Origin of the sequence: Aquidulcibacter paucihalophilus (assembly GCF_002105465.1) — a bacterium.
In the GTDB taxonomy this organism is placed as follows: Bacteria; Pseudomonadota; Alphaproteobacteria; order Caulobacterales; family Aquidulcibacteraceae; genus Aquidulcibacter; species Aquidulcibacter paucihalophilus.
On sequence record NZ_NCSQ01000166.1, the window covers coordinates 64,874 to 86,414 of the forward strand.

The following is a 21,541-nucleotide window of genomic DNA, read 5'->3' on the forward strand; positions in this document are numbered from 1 at the left end:
GATCAGGATCGGCTCAATAGGCGTATCAGATTGGCTTCGGCCTTCTGTAGCGTCAGGCGTACCATGGGATCAACTTCGGGCATAAGCGCAAGGCTGGCACGCACCTGGGCTAGGTCAAACAAAGCCTCGCGCCCTTCGGCGGACAAAACCCGGCTCTCAATCCAGCCGACCACCGCTAAACGCTCCCCGCGTGTGACAGGCTCAACTTCATGTAATGTTGTGGAGGGATACAGCACCAAACTTCCGGCCGGCAGCTTAATGGTTTGCCGACCCGCAGGCTGTTCAACGCAGAGAGCACCCCCGTCATAGCTATCCGGATCTGACAGAAACAAAGTGAAAGACAGATCTGATCTTACCCCATTCATAAACGCATTGTCGACGTGGAGGCCATAGGCCATGCCTGTCTGATAACGCGAGATCAGGATTGGTCCGTAAGACTTAATCTGGGCAGCGGCTTGAAACACATCATGGCGTTGCAAGGCACGCTGCACAAAGTCAATTAGGGCGTCTGCCGCTGTTCCTTTGGCCTGCTGGTTGTTTTTCACCGCTTTCGCCAAGGCCCCCGCGGTGGCCTTCCCATCGATAAAGGATAGGGTTTCAACCTCGGACCTCACGCGCTCTAGGTCTTCGGGTCCCAGAATTTGATCCATAGTAATTAACATCAGCACCCTACCTGCAAACGACTTGCATTTTCATCTAGCCTCGGTCACACTCACAAAATAGTGTTTTTCGCAGCAAGGAAGTAGATATGATTGAGTTCAAGCCCCGCATGTGGACCCTCATGGGTGTCAGCGCAATGGCTTTGGTCGGCGTGGCCGCGTGCCAGCCTGGCGGCGAAGGCGGAACGTCAGCAGTTGATGGCGAAAAGGCTGCCGCTTCCAGCAAAGCAGGTGAAGGTGAAGGCGAAGGGGCAAAACCAACTCCCGCTCCGGCGGCTGCGAGTGCAGGTGGAGAGAGTGGTGAAGCCGGTGCTGCAAACGCTTATTCCAATGTCGACGCCGCTTCGTGGCTTGGCCTGCGCGTCACGCATTTGAGTGGCTTCTTGCTGGTCGCGCAAAAGTCTTTTGCGGCTGGTCAAGTCGATGAAGCTTCGGTCTTGATTTCTCAAGGACTCTTGGAAGTCTATCAGCCAGATGCGGCGGAACTGGATTCAAAGGCCAAAAATTTAAAGCCCGCCTATGACGCCGTCGTCGCGGCGATTGATGGCAAAAAGGCCAAGGCAGAAATTGAAGCAGCCTTTGCCACAGCCTTCAAAGTGACCCAAGCCGCACAAACCAGTTCTGCGGCCTCTGATACTGATGTGATTAAGGGGATGTTGGGCATTGCTTCAGGTCTCTATAGCGGCGTTGTTCATCCAAATGGTAATGACCCAACGGAGTACCAGCACGCCTTTGGCGCTGTCCTTGCTGCTGAGCAGGCTTTCAAGAGCGCCCAAAGCAAACTTGGAAACAAGGATGAAAAGCGTACGGCGCAATTGGCTAAGGATATAGCTGCCCTGGTGGCCTTATTCCCCGGCGTGACCATCCCTGACGCCCCAGCGGCTACCGCGGCTGTGACGGCTGCGGCGTCGCGTGCCGAATTGACTCTGTCGGGAATCCGCTAGCCTCTTTCACGAGGCCATCGGAGTCCCCATATCGGGATGATGCAACTTTTCGGTTTCTCATACCCGCGTGAACCCAGCCTCGACGATCTCTCCTTTCTGGCGGAAAAAGCGTTTGCGCGCTTGCCAGAGCCATTCCGCCTTGCCTGCGGGCGGGTGGTGTTTCGTGTCGCTGAAGGCGCGGACCCTGCCACCTTGCGTGGCTTGGGCCTGAGTCATCCATTACAATTAGCTGGCCTCTATCGTGGTGCCAGTGTGCGAGCGGATTTGGCGAACTCGGGTTTCTTGCCGCCGCCGGAAGTTTGGCTCTATCGGGCAGCTATCGTGAATGAGTGGCGCGCACGCGGTGATGTCAGCTTAGAAGATATGGTAAGCCACGTTTTGGTGCACGAGATCGGCCATCATATGGGCCTATCCGATGCAGACATGGAGCGGTTAGAGGCGGAAGCCTAAACTTTGAAGCCTATACCCCCGGCTGATCTGGAGGGCTTTCCTCCATGGGCGCGCCCACCAATTGCTTGCTGGTTAGGCCATAGAGCGCCAATAGTAAGAGCACCACGGCACACAGCACAAATGGCGCTTGATGGCTCACTAGCGCATAAAGGCCAGCGCCGAAAATGGGGGCGACCACAAATCCTGCGCCATTGGCTGCTACCACAAGGCCCGCGACACTGCCTTGGTCATCCTGGCTAACTGCCAGTGACGCGCCGCCCGTAAAGCCTGGACGAGCCAAGCCAAAACCCAACCCCACCATGGCTTGCGCGACCGAAAGGGTGCCAAAGCTATCGCCGAGGGCAGTTAAGGCGGCTCCAGCCCCAGTAATTATGCAGCCCCAGACGATCAACCCACGCGGCGATAGGCTGAGCCGCGGAATCAAGACCAATTGGGCAATAATCTGAGACATCGCCCCCAGCGCTAAGGCGACTGCTGTCAGCGTTGCGCCTTCGCGCGGGCTCACGCCTAAGCGGTCTATGAAATAAAAGGAGACTTGTTGAAACATCACAGCCGTCACCGCCGACAAGGCGACGCCAAACATCAACCAAGGCCGCACAGAAGGGCTGAGTGCTAAGCGCCAAACGGAAGATGGTGCTGCCGACTTCTTGGCTGCTGGGGAGATTTCGATGTTTGGCAGGAAAAATCGTGCGGATAAGGCACCAATGATTGCTAGGGTTGTGGTTGCAAAAAGCGGAGCGAGCAGCCCCATATTGGCAATCATGCCTGCTGCCAGTGCTGGGCCGGCGGCCGAACCAAAGGCGAAGGCCGATGTCACGGCAGCAATCTCGCGCGTGCGGATTTCCGGCGTCGTGGTATCGGCAACATAGGCCTGAGCGGCAGGATTTGTCGCAGAGCCAAAAGCTCCGAAAATCAAACGTGCTGTTGCCAAGCCGAGGAACAGCGTGAGCCAATGGAAATGATCCATCAAGCCGATAGCGGCAATGGCTGTGAAGGAACCAGTGGAAAGCGCATAGGCGCTTAAGCCCATCACAATCATGGGTTTGCGGCCCTTGCGGTCACTCATCCGACCCCAAACAGGGCTAGTCAGTACCCAGAGAACTGCAGACAATGTGAAAATTGCTGAGACGGACCAATCTGGCATGCCGGTTTCGCGCGCGATGGGCGGCAAAACCGCGAACAGCATCGAATTGCCAATCCCGACAATGGCCAGACAGGCGAACAAAAGTCGGTAAGTTTGCTTTGGCACCTCTAGATTTGGACTTTGTTCGGCCATAGGGCGAGCGCTCGTTTAGAATATTTTGAAGTCGAGATAGAGAAGGCCAAGGCCGCGACGGGTCCTGTTTCCATGCGATGTTTTTCGACAAAGGCCAAGCAAATTCGGCATTTGATCGATCTTGGAAAGACTTCAAAAACCTTTTTTGCACCGCCTGTTAAGTCTTCTCCTGTATGGGTAACGGCAAGCAGTTTGAGTGTCCGGTGCGGCTTTGCACCTCTCGATTACTCCAGAATGGGTTTCGCACTATGTTTCTCGTCGTCGGTCTTCTGATCGTTTTTGGCATGGTCTTTGGTGGGTTCGCACTCGCAGGCGGCCACTTTGACGTGATTATCCATGCAGCACCTCTCGAATTTATGATGATCTTCGGTGCCGCCATCGGTGCCTTTGTGATCGGCAACTCCCTTGAGACAATCAAGGCCACGGGCGCTGGTCTTGGCAAGATCGCGGGCGGACCAAAATGGAAGGCGCAAGACTATCAGGATCTGCTGGTCCTGCTGTTTGCGTTGACCAAAACCATGAAAGCAAAAGGCGTTGTGGCCTTAGAAGCCCACATCGAAAAGCCGGAAGAAAGCGCAATCTTCAAGCGCTATCCCAAGATCTTGAAGGATCACCACGCCACAGACTTCATCTGCGACACTTTGCGCATGATGACGATGAACTTGGATGATCCCCATCAGGTGGAAGCCGCGATGGAGAAGCAGTTGGAAAAGCACCATCATGAGGCCCATAGCGCGTCCCATGCGTTGCAAGCGATGGCAGACGGTCTGCCTGCGCTGGGGATTGTGGCTGCAGTGTTGGGTATCGTTAAGACCATGGGTGCCATCACTGAGCCACCGGCTGTTTTGGGTGGCATGATCGGTAAAGCGCTCGTCGGCACTTTCTTGGGCGTGTTCTTGGCTTATGGCATTGTCGGCCCAATGGCGACACGCTTGGTTCAGGTCTTGGATGAAGAACACCAATTCTACAAAATCATCATGGATGTTCTGGTCGCCCACTTGCATGGCAATGCTGCGCAAGTGTCGGTAGAAATTGGCCGTGGCAGCGTTCCAAGCTCGCTGGCGCCATCCTTTGCTAAGCTGGAAGAAGCGCTAAACAATATGCCCAACGACGCATAAGTGATCGAAATCGTCAGAAAAACTTAGTTTACATCTGACGATTTCGACATATGTCCCGGTTGGACTGCATCATTCGTTTAACCATAAGCAATTGATATTGCTTTTAGTTAGCAAAGAATTCTATTCGTAGCAGCTATGCCGTTGCGGGTATGCACACGCCTTTGTTACGGCAAAATTGCATGGCAGACTTAGCAAAAGTTGCTGATGTAACGCTATTGCTTCATGACGAGACACCTTCTAATGAACCCGTCACTGCGCCCGAGACGAGGCGTTCAGGGCAAAGAAGGAATTATACAATGATCGAGCTCAAGAAGCTTTTCGCAGCAGCAGCAGTTGTTGCAGTTCTCGGCGTTTCCGCATGCGGCAAGCCAGCTGAAACCACCAACACCGTCGACGCAGCCGCTACTGAAGCAGCTAACGTTGTTGACGCAGCAGCTACCGAAGCAGCTAACGTTGTTGACGCAGCAGCTACCGAAGCAACCAACGCAGTTGACGCCGCAGCTACTGAAGCAACCAACGCAGTTGACGCTGCTGCTGGTGCAGCTGTGAACGCAGTCACCGAAGAAAAGAAGTAAGTCACTTACTTTCGCGTTAGCGAAAGTAAATGCGCGAAAGGCCGCCCAATGGGCGGCCTTTTTGCGTTAAGGGGCCAAAACGGGCAGACGGATGGATAGGGAGTGCCGGAGTATCGTGACCAAGCCTAGCTCTCGCCTGCCTCCCAAACCGAACATTTCCTTTGACGAGACGGGCCTCATCTTAGGTGAAGCCTTCAGAGATAGCTATTTCTCTCGCGATGATGGTCTAGAAGAAACGCGTCAGGTCTTTCTGCAAGGCTGTCGGCTGCCCGAAGCTTGGGCGGAACGGCCCGTATTCACCGTCGCAGAGCTAGGCTTTGGCACGGGCCTGAATGTTTTGGCGACGTGGGACTTGTGGCGTAGAACACGGGCTCATGGTCAGATTCTACATTTTATCACGACCGAAGCTTTCCTCATGGCTTCCCAGCATGCAGCAAGGGCACACGCTCATTGGCCTGAACTGGGAGAATTGTCGCGTCTATTGCTGGCCAGCTGGCCGGTGCGAGCTTTTGGTAATCAACGCATTTGGTTTGAGGCGGATGGCTTTTGCCTGACTATTCTGATCGGCCCTGCTCTGCGCAGCTTACAGGCGATGGATTTTCAAGCAGACGCTTGGTTCCTAGATGGGTTTGCGCCGAGCCGAAATGAAGACATGTGGTCCCCGGAGCTTCTCCAAGAAGTCGGACGCCTTTCATCTCCGGGGGCCCGAGTTGCGACTTATTCTGTGGCGGGCCATGTTCGTCGTAGCCTCGAGGCCTGTGGATTTGAGGTCGCGCGTTTGCCGGGCTTTGGCTCAAAACGACAACGACTTGAAGCTGTTTGGCCCGGTCAACGGGCAGATACTCCGGCTAAGCCACGCTCTGTCCTCGTGATTGGAGGCGGTATTGGCGGTGCGGCGGCTGCCCACGCATTCGCCCAACGCGGCCTAGAAGTCCATCTGATAGAGGCCGATCCTTGTGGCCAGGTCATGGCAAGCCGCAACCCAGCCGCCTTGGTTATGCCACGGCTTGATCGCGGCGACACGCGCGAGGCACGCTTCTTCCGCGCGGCTTACCTGCATGCCACACGTCTCTACGCAAGCTTCGACGATGATGTGTTTGCGCAAACCCAAGTGCAAGAATTGCCTGGGGATGATCGAGATCGATTGCGATTGGGTGACTTGGCGCAAGATCCACCTTTCCCACCGGAACTCCTAGACGGGCTAGAAGGTGGGGGCCTCTTGCATCGGACAGGGGGAGTGGTTTTTCCTGATCGTCTTTTACCCCGCCTTATGGGTAATGCGACACGTCACCCAGTCTCTGTGTCCGCCTTGAGGTTCGAGGCAGGCAATTGGCAGGCCCTTGCCGGGACGGGCAGTGTCGTGGCATCGGCCCCGATTTGCGTGGTTGCGACAGGTCCGAAGCTTGAGCGATTTGTCCGCCTTTCCACAGAGCTAGAGGGGCGCGCAGGGCAGATCAGTCTGGCTCAAATCGAAGGGCCTTTACCCGAAATAGTAGTAGCAGGTGGACCTTATGCTGCCGCCTTCTACGAAAGATTATTGTTTGGCGCGACTTTTGATCCTTGGGATCTTTCACGCGAGGATAAGCCGATCGTAACGCCGACCGGCCATCTCCAGAACGTTGAAACCTTATCAGAAATTGCTCCAAACCTCGCGAGCCGGATTGAGCTTGCGACGGCCACTGGTCGGGCCAGTGTGCGGGCGGCGGCGAAGGACCGTTTGCCGCTTGCCGGAGCGGCCTTCCCGAAAATGGGCGAGGCCGGACCCGGTCTTTTTATGTTGGGTGCTCTGGGTTCACGCGGCTTTACGACCGCCCATTGGCTTGCCGAACATGTCGCATCGCTTGCCTGCCACGAGCCTAGTCCTTTGGAGCGCGATGTGATCTCAGCGGTATCCCCACAACGCTTTGAGCATCGCCGTCAAAAGGGGCAGACGCCTCGTCCTGCCTTGGTGGATAAGCCGAAAGCGTAATTCTAACCGCCTCTTGAGCCACCTGGTCGTCCTTAACCGGATTTCTGCCCGTCGGGCTGACCAACAAACCATACCAGAGAGTCTGGTGCTCAATATAGGCACTTAAGAGCCGAAAGGCATCTTTGAGCCGACTGGGGTCCAGCAAACCGGCCTCGCCACAAGCCTGCAGAGGAGGCATACAAATTCCTTCGAGTGCGGCGCGGATTTGGCGACACATCGAGCGTCTAAACGTCAAGGGGATAGAATTATGCTCAATCGGTGCTCGGATCAGATCACGAAGCAGAGGAGACGCGCATAAATCTTGGTAGCGTTGCGAGGCCTGCATGAGCCGACTGACGGGATTTTCTTCCTCTGGAAGGGGCTTGGTCAAAAGTTTCAGTTGGTTTAATCCGCGCGCCAAAACAGCGCGGAACAAGGCGTCCTTCGACTCGAAGGCTTTATAGATCGAGGCCGTTGAGATTTCGCTGCGGGCAGCAATGTCACTCACCTTCGCGTTCCAGAAGCCATATTCGAAGAAGAGGTCTCCCGCCACATCTAGGATTTGCTGCATCTGTTGGGATTGCATGGGACCCTACCACTCAAGGACAAGACCCATTTTCCACAACCCTTAGTAATTATCAAGACAGGTATCTGCAGAATTTTGAGTATTTAAGGTTGATTTTCTCTGAGTGTAATGGGTTAGAAAGAAGTTTCTGCGAGTTAAAAGTATGACAAACTTGGCTTTTCCGCATGAAAATGGCAGCTCCGCCGATCCTGCAGAGGACACGCTTCTTCTAGATCGCCGCCACGAAGGCCGTGAACAAGATTTCATGGGAGTCCATTTCTCGGGCTTTAGTCCTGAAAGCCTGCTGCGGCGGGTCGAAGAAATTGGAAGTGCGAAACAAGCCTTTGTCTATCTCTGCACACCAAATGTGGATCACCTTGTTCGACTCGAGCGCGAGCCCGCTCTGCTGGGGCTTTATGAAGGCGCTTGGGCCAATGTGAATGATAGCCGGATTTTACAGACTTTGGCCGATCTCTCCGGCCTATCTTTGCCAGCCTGCCCTGGATCTGACTTGACGCAAGCCTTGTTCGAAACGTGCATGGATCCGGCAGAAACCGTCGTTGTGATCGGTGGCACACAGGATGTGATCGAAACGGTTCGGACCCGCTTTGGCCTAACCAACCTGCGCTGGCATGCACCACCTTTTAGCTTGCGTACCAATCAAGCCGCGATGGAAGAAGCCGCAGCTTTTGTTGCAGCCAATCCAGCCCGCTTCACCTTTTTCTGCGTTGGCTCTCCCCAGCAAGAAATGCTCGCACGCCTTGTCCAGCAACAAGGCAAGGCCATCGGAATTGGCCTATGCGTCGGTGCATCCATCGACTTCTTGTCCGGCACCCGAAAGCGCGCGCCCAAATGGATGCAACAGCTTCGTCTCGAATGGCTCTTCCGCCTTCTAGACGAGCCACAGAAGTTATGGCGACGCTATTTGGTTGAAGGTCCAAAGATTGTTCGGATCTGGATGGCGTGGCGCAAGCAGCGCTAATCATCCTATAAATTTGTTCTCCTCCATCCAGCTTTGGATATGGGTGACTGCTTCGGCGACCTTGGCAGGTTGGCCCAGATAATAGTGCGTGGCCCCGTCGATGGCATGGAAATGCGGGGTGACTTGGGTGAAGCCAGCGCGTATGCGCGCCGCGTGCGAGGGCGTGCACGCATCGTCGGCCAAATTTTCCAGCACAAGGGCCGGCACAGTAACCAAGGCGGCACAAGCAGGACCATCAGCCCGGCTCTCCTCAGACCATTGTGATAACCAAGACCGCAGGCTTGAATAGCGCGCCAGATGCGCCGCGCTCATATTCACGGTTTTTGGATCACCCATATAGCACCAATTGGGCCGCCTCTGATTGGGGTCAATCGAGGGGTCTAGCCAGCGTAAGTCCGCCATCGTGCCATGCACGACAAAGCAATGCTCGCGATTGACTTCACCGCGCTTCTTAAAGTCCTCCAGCCTCTGACGCACATCGGCTGTGATGGCGGCAATACGGGCACGTTGGGCGGCCCGATACGTGGCTTGAAACGCTTCAGAATAGGGCGGTCGATGTGGGGCATCTGGCGCATAAATATCGAAAGCAGCATCGCGCTTATCTGGATTGAGCTCATCCACAATCGCCGGATCGATCCACTCCGACAAGGTGATGGCCCGGCTCACATGGGCGGCCAATTGCATCACCCCATCTGCTGGGATCAGACCAGCTCCCACGATATCAACCAAATCGCCCGCAGGTGTTGCCTCAATTGTCGGCTTCTCGGCTTGGGCTTGGTAGAAGAGCGACAGCGACCCACCACCTGACCAACCCGCCAGAACCACTTTCTCAAACCCCAAGACCGTCTTGGCATGGCGCACATAGCGGCCAAGATCGATCAGCACCTTCTCCATGATCAAGGCCGTATCATTATGGGGATAGCGCGACCCACAGGTCATGACTGGGATGCCCGCATGGGCCAGCGCAATCGGCATGGGCAAATAATTCATGGTGCCCGACGGATGCATGAACAACACAATCGTCTTACAGGGCGGGGCTTCCTTGGGCTTTAAGAATTGGCCCTCACACAGCACCCAATCCTGATTACCGCCATAGGTCTCTTTGAAGCCCGATTGGTCTTGAAACATCAAGGTGACCGGCAAACGGTCGATGGGGAAACGGGTCACGCTCTCGCCTTTCTTGCAACCAAGGTGCGACATAGTCTAACGCCACACGGGAAAAACCTCGCAAGCTTTGAGGCTTGCAGGGAGAAGCGCGCACAGGCAAGAACAATCTCATGCAACGCTTTCCTTTTTTCTTTGCGCTTATGGCTGCCCTCGCCGCAGCGCTGGTGGGCATCGCGGTCCTGCCCTTGGCCAAGGCCCAAGGCCAGCCGGTAGATGGTCGGCAGACCAATCTCGGCTGGGTGGTTGAAGGCGCAGAACTGGCGCAGGTACGCCCAGCCCCGGGCTTCCCCATCATGGCACCGCCGGGCCCGCGCGGCGACCTTGAGGGCGTGCGTATGACCGCAACAAGTGCCTTGGCCCCAGATGCCCGTTACTCCAAAGGCGTCCGCTTGAGCTTTGGTGACGCTTTGGCCAATCATGTGGCCAGCGGTGCGACGACCGTGCGTGTGATCGTCAAATCCACTGCCCGTTTGCCTGCCAAATCCATGGCAATTGGTTGGGTTACAGAAGGCCCCGTCGCTTGGAATGAGCAGGCCGTCAGCCCCGGCTTCACCAGTGTAACCTTTAATCTGCCTCCCACGACGGCAAAACCGCGCGCGCTTGCCATCTGGCCCAGCGTGCAAGGTGGCGAAGGCGGGATTGAGGTCAAAGCCATCATCTTTGCCAAGCCCGATGCCGCCCCCGCCATTCCGAATTAAGACGATCAACACGAAAGCGCCCTCATGAGCCAATCTTCCGCCATCGCCGCCGCCCAGCGCGTCCTCGAAGTTGAATTGGAAGGCCTGCGCCGTCTACAAGCCTCCATCGGGACTGAATTTGCTGCCATTGTTGAGAAGGTCAGCACCATGAAGGGCCGCCTGATCTGTGCCGGCGTTGGCAAGTCTGGCCATGTGGCGCGCAAGATCACCGCGACCTTGGCCTCCACCGGAACACCCAGCCAATTCATCCACCCGACCGAAGCCAGCCATGGCGATATGGGCATGATTGGCACAGATGACATTCTCCTCATCCTCTCCAAATCCGGCGAAGTGCCTGAGCTGTCGGACATGATCGCCTATGGCAAGCGCTTCAAAATTCCCATCATCGCCATGACCGCCAATGCAGCCTCCGTACTCGGCAAGGCAGGCGATTATCTGATGCTCTTGCCCGACGCGCCTGAGGCCTGTGGCGAGACGCGCGCCCCGACGACTTCAACCACTATGCAGATCGCCTATGGCGATGCTTTGGCTGTCGCACTGTTAGAGCGGCGCGGCTTCACCGCCAGCGACTTCCGCGTCTATCACCCCGGCGGCAAATTAGGGGCGATGCTGAAGTCGGTGGCAGACCTGATGCATCAGGCAGACGAATTACCCTTAGTCCGTCCAACCACACCCATGATGGAAGCCCTCCTGACCATGACGGCCAAGCGCTTTGGTTGTACCGGTGTGATTGATGACCAAGACCGCTTGATCGGCATCGTGACCGATGGCGACGTGCGCCGCAAAGCCGGCTCCGATTTCGCTCATCTCACTGTCGGCGAAGTCATGACCATGAACCCCATGGTCGTCAGCCCCCACGCACTCGCTGCCGAAGCCCTCGCCGAACTCAACCATTCCGGCCGCTCTGTCGTGTTTGCGGTGGATGAAGACGAAAAGCCCGTTGGCCTCTTGCACCTGCATGATTTGCTGCGGGCGGGCGTGATGTAGGGGGCAGACACGTCAGTTCAAATTCAGTCCTCTATACTTCAGTTTTGCTAATCGCAGTGCAGTATCAGATGCAAATTTATCTAGGGACCAAATAATCTGATTAGACAAATTATTTGTACCACTAAGACTCCAATTGTAAGCGTAAAATGAGGGCAAAATAGTTTAACCTATGCTTGCAGGACGAGTTATTAGTGAATGGCATATTTGAGAGGCAATTTGCCTCGGACGTCAGGGCGCACTCCAGCCTTGGAGAGCTCACCAGTCAAGCAAAACCTGAAGTGGTTGTGCTGGGTGTTGGTCCTATGGTTTTGGAACGGTTCAAGGCTGCACCCTGCTTGACTTGAGGCCGCCCGACACTTCTTTGTGGGCGCTTGTGTTCCAGCAAGGCCTTTGCCCAGGCACAGCCTGTGGCCAAGGCCTTCTAGACAAAATCTTCACCGATCCAAAACCACCGTTATCCCCGCCAAAGCGTGAGCTTCGAGCGGGGACCTCCTTACGCTTTTGCGCCACAAGGTCCCGGATCGGCTAGCGCCGTCCGGGATGACACCGTGAAAAAGGTTTTTATCTGGAAGGCTTTGGTGCAGGCTGTGCCTGCCCCAAAGGCCAAACTCAATTGTTGCTGGGCGATTTGACGCGACAAATCGCCCGAACACACTGGATGAAGCGGTTTGGTGGACCAGAAGGGTCACCAAAGCGCGTCCAGATAAAAAGAATTCCGAAACAATGCCATCCCTGCCCGAAGGAAGTGGCAAGCGGGCACCTCAAGGGGCTTTATGGCACCAGATCAGGGGACCGGCTCAATGATAACGGCTCAGGCAGTTTTCTGTTCTAGACCCATTTCGGTCGCCTTGGGTGGTATCGGCTTGCTTCTGCATGAAGCCAATTTAACCAAAGCGAAGATTGACCTTCTGCCGCGATCCCCGCCAGATAGTGCTGGCTTAGAGGCACAATAGGATGGCCATTGAGCGCTTGTGAGGTCGCAAATGGGTGCATGTTCAAAGCGGACTTTGGGCTTGGGTTTAATGGCGGCGGTTGGAATGGCATCGGCTTCGCCAAGTCAGGCGCACGCCGCGCCGCCTAAGGCCGCATCGTATGAGTTGACGTTTCTCAAGGCCAGCGAGGGCAATCGTGCTGCACTTTGCCAATTCATCCAAGCAAATTGGTTCGAAATGGACAGGATTGCCGTCGAACGGGGCTTGATGACAGACTATCGGCTCTTGTCGTCGGCTGAGACTGATGCGGACTGGGATGTTTTGGTAATGGTCGGCTACCCAAACCCAGATGGTTATGCGGGTATCACGAAAGAATTTGACGCCATTAGGGCTGCCCACACGATTGTGCCCGTGAATGGCAAGACTTTGCGCCAGTTGGGAACGATTGTCGCCAGTCGACGGCTGGTGCCCGGGTAAGCGGCCGCTGATCAGCCAGCCCTATAGCCCCAACACGTCCGACATATCATAAAGGCCGGGGCCATGGCCTGCGGCCCAGCGGGCGGCGACGAAGGCACCTTTGGCGAAGATGGCGCGGTTGAGGGCTGAATGGCTAAAGCGGATGACTTCGTCATCGCTGGCAAACATCACCTCATGGTCGCCAATAATGCCGCCACCCCGCGCGACGGCATAGCCAATCTCGCCCGGCTTTCGGGTGGCTGTCGCGCCATGTCGGTCAAAGGTCGCAACATCGGTGTGAGAAACCCCGCGGCCCTTGGCCGCTGCTTGACCCAGCATCAAGGCCGTGCCCGACGGCGCATCGAGTTTCCGGCGGTGATGGGCTTCAAAAATCTCAATATCCCACTCGGGGCCCAGGCGTTCGGCGGCTTGTTTGACAAGGCCCAGCAAGAGATTGATGCCGAGCGAGAAATTGCCGCTGCGCACGATACAAAAGTGTTGGGCGGCTTCAGCGATCTGGGCTTCTTGAGCGGGCTCAAACCCCGTTGTGCCCAAAATGATGGCTTTCACGCCGGAACCTTTCAGGGCCGCCAATGCCGCAAGCGATGCTGTCGGCGTGGTAAAATCAATCCAGACGTCAGCGCTTTGGGCGGCTGTAAGCGGGCTTTCAACACAAACTACACCCAAGCCTTCGCCACCGGCCAAGAGGCCAAGATCGGCACCTAGGGCGGCGCTGCCAGCGCGCTCACTCCCGCCAATAATGGTCAGGCCAGCTTCGCTGCTTGCCGCGGCAATCAAAGCCCGACCCATGCGACCGGCCGCCCCGGCTATGGCTAGTTGAATACTCATGCCCTTTCGATAGTCTGAGCGGGGTCTCAGATGCAAGGGCTTTGCATGCCTATCCGCCGGACCGACCGGTGCGTTGCCACATCGGCCTCGCCTGTTGACGTGATGACGGCGTCGGAAATCACCCGCCAATCCACCGCCAACATGATTGATACGGTTAAGAACGTCGCGCCGTCCTTCTCCGCCAGCCAAAATACCATTGCAGATGCCGGAACTTTCGTGCGCTCACCAAACTTGTACGGTCTGCTCGGTGATCAGGTCTTCCCACACAGCGATGGTCCATTTGGGATGAATGGCGGCGTTGGCTAAATCAGCTTTACGGCCAACTTCTAGTTTGTACGACTTTTGTTCAAAGAAGGGCGAAAGAGATTCGGCTTTTCCGCCTTTTTTTGGCGTGTGTGCTGTCAATTAGGCGATATCGACTTCAAAAAACGCGCGCGCTGGCAGCGTCCAAGCACCGTTACATCGCGCTCAGTTTCCAAGGTGAGGTCTGGTCCAGTTTGGCCTGACGGCGGAAATCGCTGGGCGATTGGCCAACGATTTTCTTGAAAACTTTGGAGAAGCTAAAGGCATCGCTAAATCCCACGGCGCGCGCGATATGTTCCAACGTGTGGTCAGCTTCGGCTAGGAGGGTCATCGCCTTTTGAACCCGCAAGACCCGCAAATAGCTCAAAGGCGTGTCACCCATGGTGCGGCGAAATCGCTCTGCCAATAGGGTACGTGACAGGCCCGCCTGCTTGGCGAGTTCCTCCAATGTCCAGCCATGCGAGGGGTCTTCATGCATAACGGTCACCGCCTTGCGGATCTGTAGATCCGCGACCCCTTGGCTCCAGCCGGCCCGGGTGTGGCCCAACTGGTCGACCATCTCTCGGACCAGATAGGTAAAGATCACATCCAACAGGCCATAAACGATTGTTTGTCCACCCATAGAGGGCTTATTCATTTCTTCGTCCAACAGGCCGATCGTCAAAGTCAATGGGTGAAATTTGGCTAAGCTTTGCCCGTCCAGCACAAACCAGTCTGGAATTTCGCGAAAGAGGGCATGTACGGGTTCGTGCCAAAATTGATAGGCCCCACTGATCAGCCTGCTGGAACTGGGCAAGGGGCTATAGGTCAAAGCTGCCACGGCTAAGTCACTTGCGATCGGCAGAACTTGGGCCGGGTCATAGCTGGGCGAAGTGCTGAGCACATGGGTGCACCCGCGCGCCATCAGGACAACTGAGCCTGCCTCCAGAGCAATGGGTTCACGCAGACTCGCCGAGTGAGTATAGACCCGACCGCGTGTGACCACATGCAGACCCATGCTCTTCTCGCAAGGAAACAGCAGCGGGGTTTGCGCATCCAAAGTGCGAACGTCTAACAGGCGGCGCTTCAGGCCAGCCTCGTGCAAAATGTCTGTTAGAAGGTCCATCACCCTTATCCATATCTCTGTCAATCACGCCGAATGCAGGACGATTTGACATGAAAATTGTTATTTTTGCCATTCATCATCCCACTTTCATTGAATAAATGCAAGGCACTAACTTATGAAAGGAAATGAAGATGTCCAAGATATTAGTCGTCGGCGCGAACGGAACGGTCGGCTCAGAACTCGTAAGGCTCTTGTCTGAACAGGGCCATGACGTGGTGCGCGCGACTTCTCGTGCCTCTGCTTCGGCCCAAGAGGTTCACCTCAATCTGGTTACGGGCGAAGGGCTTGCCACCGCCTTTGACGGGGTGGAGGCGGCCTTCCTGCTCTCGCCCCCAGGCCATACCAATCAGAACGAATTACTCAATCCGGTGATCGACCAAGCGGTCGCCAGTGGCGTGCAGAAGATCGTCCTCATGACGGCCATGGGTGCCAATGCGGATGAGGCAGCCCCGTTCAGGCAAGTTGAGCGACATCTGGAGAAATCGGGCCTTGCCTATAACATCATCCGCCCCAATTGGTTCATGCAGAACTTCCATACTTTTTGGATCCAAGGCATTTTGGAACAGAGCAAAATCCTGTTGCCAGTCGGCTCGGCGAAGGGCAGCTTCATTGATGCACGCGACATCGCGGCAGTCGCGGCAGTCCTCCTCACCCGTCATGAGCACGACAATCAGGAGTTTGATCTGACTGGGGGAGAGGCGCTTGATCACGACCAAGCGGCAGCCATCCTGTCACACGCCATTGGCCGGACGATTGCCTATGAGGAGATTTCCGATGAGGCGATGCTGGCCCAGCTTCTCGCCGCTGGCCTGCCTAAAGACTATGCCGATTTTCTGATCACCATTCTGGGCTTCTTCAAGGCTGGCTATTCACAAGCCATCACCCCGGCGGTGGAGGCCATCACCGGCGTCAAGCCCAGAACCTTTGCCGCTTACGCGCAAGACTATAAAGACGCTTGGACGGTTTAGGGCGGTTCAATTAGCGGGTGGCCAGACAGTCCTTGGGCAGTCTGGCCTAGTTGCCTTTAGGTGGCCGCGGGCTCTGCCGCGGGTTCTTGGCTTTCTGGCGCGGTCTTAGGCTTTTTGCGTCGGTCAAAATAGGCAAAGACCAGCCCGGCGACCACCACAACGGCGAGGCCTGTCACAATCGCTGGGGCTACGGACGGGCGTGGCCGAAATTGTGCGGCGACTTGTCGGGTAAACTTATTGCTTTTCAGCAAGTCCCGAAAATAGCTCTCGGCTTGCTTAGCGATGCGCGACCCAGTATCTCGAACCTTTGGATTGGTCAGGATCGCATCAACTTGGCGGTCTACATGATCGTCCTTAAAGGCGTCGATTGCGACGGGAATGAGGGCTGCGATACCGGCGACGAGCTTTTCGTTTGAATTGGGCATGTGATGTATTCCTAATGGACGCTTTGACGCGGTGGGCTTGGGTGTGTTTGCGACTGGGGCATGGGCGATACGGCGGAGGCTGGGGGTGCTTCTTGGCTTGTGTCGGGTGCTAAGCCGTCTGGGGCAAACGCCTCAAAAATGGGGAAGAGGTCTTCAGGTTCTATGCCAAAGCGTGCGGCTGCCCCGGCAACCAGCGCTGCCGCCAAGGCCGCCATTGGCTTGTGATCAATCAAACTCGCGACGACCGCTTGCAGGCGCATTTTGCGGCGGCTAGCCCGCAGCTGGGTCAAGCCAAGCAGGCTCAAGGTAGCAAGCCCACAAGCTGCAGCCATGATCACGGGGGCAAGAAGCGGCCCAGCAAAGACGAAAAGCGCGCGGTAGCCCGCCACAATCAAGAAGATTGCACAAGCTAAGGCAAAAATGACGGCAAACACGCGCAAGGATAGGGCACGGCCGATCATGTGCGCTTCCGCGCCAACAGGCTTGTGACCAACAGACCTAGGCCAAAGGCAATCGACAGGGTCAAAACGGGTTGTCGCCGAATGAAGTCGGACAAAGGGCCGATTTCGTCGGCTGCGCTGTCCAGCGGCGCGTCAGCGTTCGGCTGAATCGCCACAGTTACAAGGTCCCGGTTCGTGTCGTCCGGCTGTGTTGGGTTCATGATTTATCATCCTCAGGCACCCAAAACGCGTCATCCAATTCTTGGTTCCGATGGTGGATGCAATGGGGCTTTGCGTTTCGCAGCCGATTTGATCTGCATCAAAGCGGCGCACGCCTGAATCTCTACATCGGGCCAACGTCGCAGCACCCTTGCGCGTGAGGGGGCTTGCGCCGGTGTTTAGAAGAATTCTGGCTGTTGCCGCAGCGAGCCTACTTGCAGGATGTGCAACCTTGTCACGCTTACCGGCCCCGCCGATAAGCTCTGCTCTTGTCGCACCGACCAATTATCAGGCTGATGTGAGGATTAATTCCTACGACCCGCAAACAAGTCGCGTGGTGACTGCTTTGTACAATAAAGCCATTGCAGCGTCGGATGGCTCTATCGATATTCTGGCATTATCCGGCGGCGGGGCGGGTGGTGCCTTTGGCGTAGGAATCTTGATGGGGATGCAACGGTCGGGTAGGCGGCCGCAGTTTGAAATCGTAACTGGGGTCAGCAGTGGCGCTTTGATCGCGCCCTATGCCTTTTTGGGGCCGGACTGGGATGGGGCCATCACCGAAATCTACACCGCCCCCCAAACTGCCAGCTTGGTTGTACGCCGGGGCATTGGGGCTTTGTTTCAAACCAGCCTTTATCGCACCGATCACTTCATTGACTGGATCGACCGCCACGTGACGCCGCAATTCATGGCCGCCATTGCGCGCGAAAGCCGGAAGGGGCGGCTTCTACTGGTGGCTACCACTAATATCGATACCGGGGCCTCGACCATTTGGAATATGGGCCTGATCGCAGAGCAGGGCGGACCCAGCGCGCGAAAGCTTTTCATAGATGTTCTGGTGGCTTCATCCTCCATCCCAGCTGTCTTTCCGCCGAAACTCATCGATGTCGACAGCGGCGGTCAGCATTTTCAAGAGATGCATGTCGATGGCGGGGTTGCTGTGCCGTTTTTTGTGGTGCCTGCCAATATGTCTCTGGGCGATGACGCCATACGCCGCCTGAAGGGCGCTAATCTTTATGTCGTCCTCAATAGTCAAATCGACATTGGTCCGGCAAATGGCGCGCTCAAAACCACTTCTATCATTCCGCGCAGCTTTGAAATTGATCAGGTCTATCGCGCGCGGCAAAATATGGCGCTGACTGCCTATTTCGCGACCCGGAACGAGATGGAGCTTCGCTTAACCTGGATTCCGCCAGACTTCCCCTATCAAGGCTCCCTCGTGATGGATCAGCCCAGTATGCAATCGCTCTTTGATGAGGGACTTGGCTTGGCTATGCGTGGGCAAGCCTGGAAAAGTGCCAACGCCCTGGCCGCAGAACTGGGGGAAGTACCCATTGCGGCGATGCCGTAGGCCGTAGAGCAGCCCAGTGCGCCCTTTGTAAAATTATGATTTCACGTTTGACCCAAACCGGCTTCGCGACAGGCTGTGCCCGGTCCATTCAGCTTCGGTTTGATAAACCCAATGCAGCGCTTATCGTATCCAGCGGATCACATCGAGAAGCGTGGCCAAAGCGCTGGCGACATAGGTGCCCGCGGCGGCTTTCAGCACTTGGCGGGCTTTAGCCAGATCTTCGCCTTGCAAAAAGCCGCCCTGTTCCAACACCGGTAGCGCGCGCTTAAAGCTCGCATCGATTTCCATTGGCAAGGTCAACACATGCATGAGCACGCGCCCGCTCAAAAGGGCGATAATGGCCCCAATTTGCAGCAGGGCGATCAGGGGTGATTTGATCACTATGCCCACAAACGGAATAGAGATCAGCATCCAAAAGGCAATTTTGTCGACGCCTGCAAGTCCCGCCGCCCATTTGGTGCGGGTTACGAGGAAAGGGTCGCCATCGCGGTGCTGGATCGCATGGCCTACTTCATGGGCCGCCACCGCCACCGCCGTCACGGAGCGGCCACTCAGATTGCCAGGCGAAAGCCGGACGACCCGGGCAATCGGGTCGTAATGATCGCTCCCCTCTGAGGTTTGCTCCAAGCCTACGTCGGCAAGACCTGCTTCGTCCAACAAATGGCGAGCAAGCTCTCCCCCCGTACCTGGGAAGTCCGGCCGGTCTGCGGCATGGCGCGCCATCACGCTCTTGACCCAATATTGTGGGCCGAAGATCAAAGCCAAAAGTGCGAGAATTCCAAGGATGATCAGGATTGGCATAGCCTATAGATAGGGCACGCACGTCCATTTGGAAATGAGGGATGAAGTCACGTCCTATCAAAAGGGGCTTTGACGCGCTGATAGGTCCATGGGCGAATACCTCGACCCGCCTGCCACCTTTTGGCGTAGCTCTAGACATTGTGTCTTGCTAGTTTGTCCCAACAGCCGCATAGAGCGCCCATGCCTGAACCACATATCCTTGCTGCGATACTTTGGGCGCTTTTGTTGGCGGGTGCGGGGGGCGCATTGACCACGATTGGGCCGTGGTATCGCGCCCTGAAAAAGCCAAGTTGGCAGCCGCCCGATTGGCTGTTTGGCCCTGCTTGGACCCTTATTCTATCGGCAGCGGCTTGGGCGGCAGTCCTTGCTTGGGAAGGGGCCGCCAGCCCGTTGGACCAGAGGATTGTGATTGGGCTTTATGCGGCCAATTTCGTCTTTCACTTTTTGTGGTCGCCCTTATTTTTCGCGCTGAAGCGACCCGATTGGGCTTTGGCGGAATCCTTCTTTCTTTGGGTCTCGGTGGTGGCGCTTTGCGTGGGCGTATTGCCTTTTTCACCGCTCGCCAGCGCCCTTTTGGTGCCCTATGTGCTCTGGGTCACGTTCGCGACCTATCTCAATTACGTCATCGTCCGTCTCAATGGACCCTTTGGGACCAAAACCCCACCCGTCAGCGGCGGGGCGTGAGGGCGGCCTGCGACTTGAGCGATATAAGAGCCAATCCAATCGTTTGCGCTTGAAAGCCTCAAGTTCCGGCTGCCAGCGCGCACGGATGCTTTCGAGACTTTCCCCCGCCACAATGGCTTCGCGCAGCCAGGACAGTCCTGCCAGCCTGTCGAAAAAAGGCGGATTGCCGGGCAAGAAGGAAAACTCTTTGCCGTAGAGGCTGGAGACATCGAGCAAGATGGCGAGGCCCAGGTCTACCGGGGCTAGTGTCGCGCGGTCTAAAAGGTGGACCTGTATGCCCGCGCAAAGCTGGCCCTGATGCTTAGAGAAGGTCGGCGTGAAATAGGCCGGGCGGAAATGTACCCCGGCCAATTTGCGCTGGTTTAGCCGATCTGCCAGCGCGGGCGCATCGATGAAGGGCGCGCCAAACAACTCAAACGGCTTGGCCGTGCCGCGACCTTCAGATAGATTTGTCCCCTCAATCAGGCAGGTTCCCGGATACAGGAAGGCCGTATCCAAAGTGGGCATATTGGGCGAAGGCGGCACCCATGGCAGGCTTGTCTGACTAAAGTCCTTCTCGCGTTGCCACGTGGCGCAGGTCACCACGGTCAGGTCACAGCCTATGCCGAAGTCCGTATTCATCATCAGCGCCAGCTCGCCCATCGTCAGGCCATGGCGGACCGGAATCGGATAGGCCCCAACAAAACTTGCCAAGGCGGGGTCCAGCACGGGGCCTTCAACCTTGTCCCCACCCACTGGATTGGGCCGGTCGGCCACAAGGACGCCAATCCCAGCTTCCCGTGCGGCTTGCATAACCAGCGCCAGCGTCCAAGGATAGGTGTAATAGCGAGCCCCAATGTCTTGAATGTCAAATACCAACACATCGAGCCCGGTAAGCATGGCAGGCGTCGGCTTGCGGGTGGCACCATAAAGGCTATAGGCCGGCAGGCCCGTGCGCGCATCGAAGTGATCGGCAACAGCCGCGCCAGCTTGCGCATCGCCGCGCACACCATGTTCGGGTCCAAATAGCGCGGCAAGCCTAAAATCAGTCGCCTGCGCCATCAGATTGACCGCGCTTTCAAGCCCGCGCGTCACGCCGGTTGGATTGGTGATCAGACCCACCCGCTTGCCTGCCAACAGTGCCCGCTTTGGCCCCAATAGGACTTCAAGGCCTGGAACGACCCCTGATGCTGCCGCGGCAGCGGTGGGTGCACGTCAAAAGCGAACAGACTCTACTTATAAATGACCGGATTAGGGAGCACGTCACTTTCAACCATAGCGTCGGATCTGCCGGAAGTTATGGTCGCAATACACCTTCGATGCAGTTTCAAGATTGGACGCTTGATTCTACGATCTCCTGGATTGGACATTTTTCTAGCTTTACGTTTTTTTCCATGTCTGATTTACGGCGACGCGGTCCACTATAGTCCTTTAAGCCAGAATTACGCCTGCGACATGGACCTGTATAACTTGAAGTTTTTATAAAGCCCCTAGGTTGTTTGATGACCGCGACGATCCGATCAAGCAGAGTTTTGGCAGAAATCGGTTTTGCAACTATTTCATTTACGCCCGCATCTCGAGCTTCGAGTACTTTGGAACGCTCCGTATGGCCGGTCATCAGTACCCATTCGCCGAGGGCCACATACCGTTGAGGTATGAA

At 56.3% G+C, this 21,541-nt stretch carries 23 protein-coding genes and 2 pseudogenes; 13 read left to right on the forward strand and 12 right to left on the reverse strand.

Annotated elements, in window-relative coordinates:
• Nucleotides 1-2: 2 nt before the first annotated feature.
• On the reverse strand, nucleotides 3-662 hold the full coding sequence (locus tag B7364_RS13790; RefSeq protein WP_085340619.1) for a Fe2+-dependent dioxygenase: 660 nt from the start codon (nucleotides 660-662) through the stop codon (nucleotides 3-5).
• Nucleotides 663-748: 86 nt separating this feature from the next.
• Between B7364_RS13790 and B7364_RS13795 the strand changes: the two genes are divergently transcribed.
• Nucleotides 749-1,603, forward strand: coding sequence for a hypothetical protein (locus tag B7364_RS13795; protein WP_085340620.1), 855 nt, complete (start codon nucleotides 749-751; stop codon nucleotides 1,601-1,603).
• A 36-nt stretch (nucleotides 1,604-1,639) separates the two neighbouring features.
• Entirely contained in the window at nucleotides 1,640-2,053 is a 414-nt protein-coding gene (locus B7364_RS13800; protein WP_085340621.1) for a metallopeptidase family protein, read from the forward strand.
• 10 nt (nucleotides 2,054-2,063) lie between these two features.
• Here the strand turns inward: B7364_RS13800 and B7364_RS13805 are convergent, their stop codons facing one another.
• Nucleotides 2,064-3,329: an MFS transporter gene (locus B7364_RS13805; RefSeq protein ID WP_085340622.1), complete on the reverse strand. Its 1,266-nt coding sequence runs from the start codon at nucleotides 3,327-3,329 to the stop codon at nucleotides 2,064-2,066.
• A 248-nt stretch (nucleotides 3,330-3,577) separates the two neighbouring features.
• On the opposite strand from B7364_RS13805, the gene motA reads away from it, so the two are divergent.
• The 3 genes from motA (at nucleotide 3,578) to mnmD (ending at nucleotide 6,991) form a co-directional block, all read left to right on the forward strand.
• On the forward strand, nucleotides 3,578-4,447 hold the full coding sequence (gene motA, locus B7364_RS13810; RefSeq protein ID WP_085340623.1) for a flagellar motor stator protein MotA: 870 nt from the start codon (nucleotides 3,578-3,580) through the stop codon (nucleotides 4,445-4,447).
• A 179-nt stretch (nucleotides 4,448-4,626) separates the two neighbouring features.
• Nucleotides 4,627-5,022: a hypothetical protein gene (locus tag B7364_RS13815; RefSeq protein WP_157893707.1), complete on the forward strand. Its 396-nt coding sequence runs from the start codon at nucleotides 4,627-4,629 to the stop codon at nucleotides 5,020-5,022.
• A gap of 115 nt (nucleotides 5,023-5,137) precedes the next feature.
• A complete protein-coding gene (mnmD, locus tag B7364_RS13820; protein WP_198534257.1) occupies nucleotides 5,138-6,991 on the forward strand; it encodes a tRNA (5-methylaminomethyl-2-thiouridine)(34)-methyltransferase MnmD in 1,854 nt (617 codons plus the stop codon).
• On the opposite strand, the gene B7364_RS13825 is transcribed toward mnmD, so the two are convergent.
• Nucleotides 6,879-7,556: a TetR/AcrR family transcriptional regulator gene (locus B7364_RS13825; protein ID WP_085340626.1), complete on the reverse strand. Its 678-nt coding sequence runs from the start codon at nucleotides 7,554-7,556 to the stop codon at nucleotides 6,879-6,881. The genes mnmD and B7364_RS13825 overlap by 113 nt on opposite strands.
• Before the next feature lie 142 nt (nucleotides 7,557-7,698).
• On the opposite strand from B7364_RS13825, the gene B7364_RS13830 reads away from it, so the two are divergent.
• On the forward strand, nucleotides 7,699-8,517 hold the full coding sequence (locus B7364_RS13830) for a WecB/TagA/CpsF family glycosyltransferase (protein WP_085340627.1): 819 nt from the start codon (nucleotides 7,699-7,701) through the stop codon (nucleotides 8,515-8,517).
• On the opposite strand, the gene B7364_RS13835 is transcribed toward B7364_RS13830, so the two are convergent.
• A complete protein-coding gene (locus B7364_RS13835; RefSeq protein WP_198534258.1) occupies nucleotides 8,518-9,684 on the reverse strand; it encodes an alpha/beta fold hydrolase in 1,167 nt (388 codons plus the stop codon).
• 110 nt (nucleotides 9,685-9,794) lie between these two features.
• Here B7364_RS13835 and B7364_RS13840 point away from each other — a divergent pair, with 110 nt between their 5' ends.
• From B7364_RS13840 to B7364_RS13850, 3 genes are all read left to right on the forward strand, one after another.
• Nucleotides 9,795-10,382, forward strand: a complete 588-nt coding sequence (locus B7364_RS13840) for a hypothetical protein (protein WP_085340629.1) — start codon at nucleotides 9,795-9,797, stop codon at nucleotides 10,380-10,382.
• Nucleotides 10,383-10,406: 24 nt separating this feature from the next.
• Nucleotides 10,407-11,369 (forward strand): KpsF/GutQ family sugar-phosphate isomerase, encoded by a 963-nt coding sequence (locus tag B7364_RS13845; RefSeq protein ID WP_085340630.1) that lies wholly within the window; start codon nucleotides 10,407-10,409, stop codon nucleotides 11,367-11,369.
• A gap of 983 nt (nucleotides 11,370-12,352) precedes the next feature.
• Nucleotides 12,353-12,778 carry a hypothetical protein gene (locus B7364_RS13850; protein WP_085340631.1) on the forward strand — a complete coding sequence of 142 codons (426 nt, stop codon included), beginning with the start codon at nucleotides 12,353-12,355 and terminating at the stop codon, nucleotides 12,776-12,778.
• A 21-nt stretch (nucleotides 12,779-12,799) separates the two neighbouring features.
• Here B7364_RS13850 and dapB read toward each other — a convergent pair whose 3' ends face one another.
• Entirely contained in the window at nucleotides 12,800-13,606 is an 807-nt protein-coding gene (dapB, locus tag B7364_RS13855; RefSeq protein ID WP_085340632.1) for a 4-hydroxy-tetrahydrodipicolinate reductase, read from the reverse strand.
• 45 nt (nucleotides 13,607-13,651) lie between these two features.
• Between dapB and B7364_RS13860 the strand changes: the two genes are divergently transcribed.
• A complete protein-coding gene (locus tag B7364_RS13860) occupies nucleotides 13,652-13,912 on the forward strand; it encodes a hypothetical protein (protein ID WP_157893708.1) in 261 nt (86 codons plus the stop codon).
• Nucleotides 13,913-14,063: 151 nt separating this feature from the next.
• Here B7364_RS13860 and B7364_RS13865 read toward each other — a convergent pair whose 3' ends face one another.
• Nucleotides 14,064-15,014, reverse strand: coding sequence for an AraC family transcriptional regulator (locus tag B7364_RS13865; protein ID WP_085340634.1), 951 nt, complete (start codon nucleotides 15,012-15,014; stop codon nucleotides 14,064-14,066).
• A 131-nt stretch (nucleotides 15,015-15,145) separates the two neighbouring features.
• Between B7364_RS13865 and B7364_RS13870 the strand changes: the two genes are divergently transcribed.
• Nucleotides 15,146-15,982: an SDR family oxidoreductase gene (locus B7364_RS13870; protein WP_157893709.1), complete on the forward strand. Its 837-nt coding sequence runs from the start codon at nucleotides 15,146-15,148 to the stop codon at nucleotides 15,980-15,982.
• 56 nt (nucleotides 15,983-16,038) lie between these two features.
• Here the strand turns inward: B7364_RS13870 and B7364_RS13875 are convergent, their stop codons facing one another.
• The 3 genes from B7364_RS13875 to B7364_RS13885 are packed head-to-tail and all read right to left on the reverse strand — an operon-like array spanning nucleotide 16,039 to nucleotide 17,068.
• Nucleotides 16,039-16,407, reverse strand: a complete 369-nt coding sequence (locus B7364_RS13875; protein ID WP_085340636.1) for a hypothetical protein — start codon at nucleotides 16,405-16,407, stop codon at nucleotides 16,039-16,041.
• 11 nt (nucleotides 16,408-16,418) lie between these two features.
• Nucleotides 16,419-16,868: a hypothetical protein gene (locus B7364_RS13880; protein ID WP_085340637.1), complete on the reverse strand. Its 450-nt coding sequence runs from the start codon at nucleotides 16,866-16,868 to the stop codon at nucleotides 16,419-16,421.
• Complete coding sequence (locus tag B7364_RS13885; protein WP_085340638.1) at nucleotides 16,865-17,068, reverse strand: hypothetical protein; 204 nt, start codon at nucleotides 17,066-17,068, stop codon at nucleotides 16,865-16,867. The genes B7364_RS13880 and B7364_RS13885 overlap by 4 nt, the downstream gene beginning before the upstream one ends.
• A gap of 230 nt (nucleotides 17,069-17,298) precedes the next feature.
• On the opposite strand from B7364_RS13885, the gene B7364_RS13890 reads away from it, so the two are divergent.
• Nucleotides 17,299-18,417 carry a patatin-like phospholipase family protein gene (locus B7364_RS13890; protein ID WP_157893710.1) on the forward strand — a complete coding sequence of 373 codons (1,119 nt, stop codon included), beginning with the start codon at nucleotides 17,299-17,301 and terminating at the stop codon, nucleotides 18,415-18,417.
• A 120-nt stretch (nucleotides 18,418-18,537) separates the two neighbouring features.
• Here B7364_RS13890 and B7364_RS13895 read toward each other — a convergent pair whose 3' ends face one another.
• Complete coding sequence (locus B7364_RS13895; protein WP_085340640.1) at nucleotides 18,538-19,218, reverse strand: zinc metallopeptidase; 681 nt, start codon at nucleotides 19,216-19,218, stop codon at nucleotides 18,538-18,540.
• A gap of 180 nt (nucleotides 19,219-19,398) precedes the next feature.
• Between B7364_RS13895 and B7364_RS18190 the strand changes: the two genes are divergently transcribed.
• On the forward strand, nucleotides 19,399-19,902 hold the full coding sequence (locus tag B7364_RS18190) for a TspO/MBR family protein (RefSeq protein WP_085340641.1): 504 nt from the start codon (nucleotides 19,399-19,401) through the stop codon (nucleotides 19,900-19,902).
• A 33-nt stretch (nucleotides 19,903-19,935) separates the two neighbouring features.
• On the opposite strand, the pseudogene B7364_RS13905 reads toward B7364_RS18190, so the two are convergent.
• A pseudogene (locus B7364_RS13905) lies at nucleotides 19,936-21,003 on the reverse strand (exo-beta-N-acetylmuramidase NamZ family protein); the annotation flags it as partial.
• Nucleotides 21,004-21,208: 205 nt separating this feature from the next.
• Nucleotides 21,209-21,541: pseudogene (locus tag B7364_RS18195) on the reverse strand (hypothetical protein); the annotation flags it as partial.